Below are 2,109 nucleotides of genomic sequence, written 5' to 3'. Positions count from 1 at the left end.
GTGCGGGGCGCTCGCCCTTGCGCCGCGGCTCCAGCTCGTCGAGCTGCTCGGCGGTGGGGAAGCGATCCATGCGCACCAGGTCGCGCTTGTTGATCACCACCGGCTGGCGGCTCGGCTGCTTGCCGGTGCCGTACTCGGACGGCTCGCGCAGCGGCGCGTCGCTCATCCGCGAGGCATTCTCGCGACCCTGGCCGCGCGGCTTGCTGGCGCGCGGTTTCTTCGCCTTGCCCTGGCCGGCACCCTGACCGCGAGCGCCACCTTGAGCGGCGCCCTGGCTCTTGCCGCGAGCTTGGCCCTGGCCTTGGCCACGACCCTGCTGGCCGGTGCCGCCCTGGGGTTTCTGCTGGCCACCGCGGCGTCCGCGTCCCTTGTTTTCCTGACCCTGGTAGGGGCTGACGTAGTCGGCGCGGTTGCCGAAATTGTCGAAGTCGTCGTCGAGGAACTCTTCCGGATCGCGATTACCGTCGACTTCCGGCGGCCGATTGGGCTTGGCCGGACGCGCTTCGCGGCTCTGCCGCGGCTGCTGCGCTTGGCCGGCCTCGCGGTTTTCCTTGTTCTTGCCACCACGACGGCGGCGCTTGCCGGCCGGCTTCTCGGTACCGTCCTGGGCCGCAGCGACATTGCTGTCGGGGTTGCTCGCCTGGGCGTCTTTCGGCTTGCGCTCGCGGCTGCTGCGCCGTTCCTTGTCGCGGCGCGGCTGCTTCTGCGGCGCCTCGCGGGGCTCCGGCTGGGCCACCTCGGGCAGCACGGCCTCGGGGTCGAAACCCTGGGCATCGCCATCGGGAATACGCTGTCTGGTCATCTTCTCGATGGCCTTGAGCAGCTTCTCTTCGTCCGGCGCCACCAGCGAGATCGCCTCGCCGCTGCGTCCGGCTCGGCCGGTACGGCCGATGCGGTGGACGTAGTCTTCCTCGACGTTGGGCAGTTCGTAGTTGACCACATGGGGCAACTGGTCGATATCCAGGCCGCGGGCGGCGATGTCGGTCGCCACCAGGATGCGCACGTCGTTGGCCTTGAAGTCGGCCAGCGCCTTGGTCCGCGCGTTCTGGCTCTTGTTGCCATGGATCGCGGCGGCCGGCAGGCCGTGCTTGGTCAGGTACTCGGCGAGACGGTTGGCGCCGTGCTTGGTACGGGTGAAGACCAGCACCTGTTCCCAGGCGCCGACGGTCACCAGGTGCGCCAGCAGGGCGCGCTTCTGCGGCGCCGGCAGGCGGAACACGCGTTGCTCGATGCGCTCGACCGTGGTGTTCGGCGGCGTTACCTCGATGCGTTCCGGGTTGTGCAGGAGCTTGTTGGCGAGGTCGACGATGTCTTTCGAGAAGGTAGCCGAGAACAGCAGGTTCTGGCGCTTGGGCGGCAGCTTGGCGAGAACCTTCTTCACATCGTGGATGAAGCCCATGTCGAGCATGCGGTCGGCTTCGTCGAGGACGAGGATTTCCACGTGGGACAGGTCGACCTTGTTCTGCCCGGCCAGGTCGAGCAGGCGGCCGGGGCAGGCGACGAGTACGTCGACGCCCTTGGCCAGGGCCTGGATCTGCGGGTTCATGCCAACCCCGCCGAAGATGCAGGTGCTGTTCAGCGGCAGGTCGCGGGCGTAGACCTTGAAGCTGTCATGCACCTGGGCGGCCAGCTCACGGGTCGGGGTCAGTACCAGCACGCGCGCCTGGCGCGGGCCGTGGCGGTGTTCGCGGTCGGGATGACCGGCGGGGAACAGGCGCTCCAGTACCGGCAGGGCGAAACCACCGGTCTTGCCGGTGCCGGTCTGTGCCGCAACCATCAGGTCGCGACCTTGCAACACGGCGGGAATCGCCCGCTGTTGCACGGGAGTGGGCTGGCTGTAGCCCGCAGCCTCCACAGCGCGGGCAAGCGCCTCGGAGAGTCCGAGGGAAGAAAAGGACATGCGGGTTTTCCTATATGGGCCGGGGCGAGGCCGGCTGCTGTGAAATCACCAAGTTCTGCGAACTCCTGTCTACCTTCGGGCCCTGTCGGCCAGGGCGGAAGGTCTGGCCGCGGCGCTGCGTATGCGCTCGGTGGCCGGTGTCGAACGGGTGCCCTCGCGGGCATGGCCGCGCACCTGGTCGGGGGCGCTGGCCGGTTCGCTCCCGGCCC

The 2,109-nt window shown here is 68.8% G+C and carries 1 protein-coding gene; it reads right to left on the bottom strand.

Annotated features, from left to right (window positions below):
• Positions 1-1,900, bottom strand: a 1,900-nt coding sequence (locus tag FFS27_RS32090; RefSeq protein WP_137952518.1) for a DEAD/DEAH box helicase, incomplete at its 3' end; no start/stop codon positions are given.
• Between the last annotated feature and the right edge of the window lie 209 nt (positions 1,901-2,109).

This window comes from Pseudomonas sp. 2VD (assembly GCF_005503585.1).
GTDB classification, from domain to species: domain Bacteria; phylum Pseudomonadota; class Gammaproteobacteria; order Pseudomonadales; family Pseudomonadaceae; genus Pseudomonas; species Pseudomonas aeruginosa.
The sequence above is the reverse complement of the archived record's forward strand: the minus strand, read 5'-3'. Positions and strand labels throughout refer to the sequence as shown.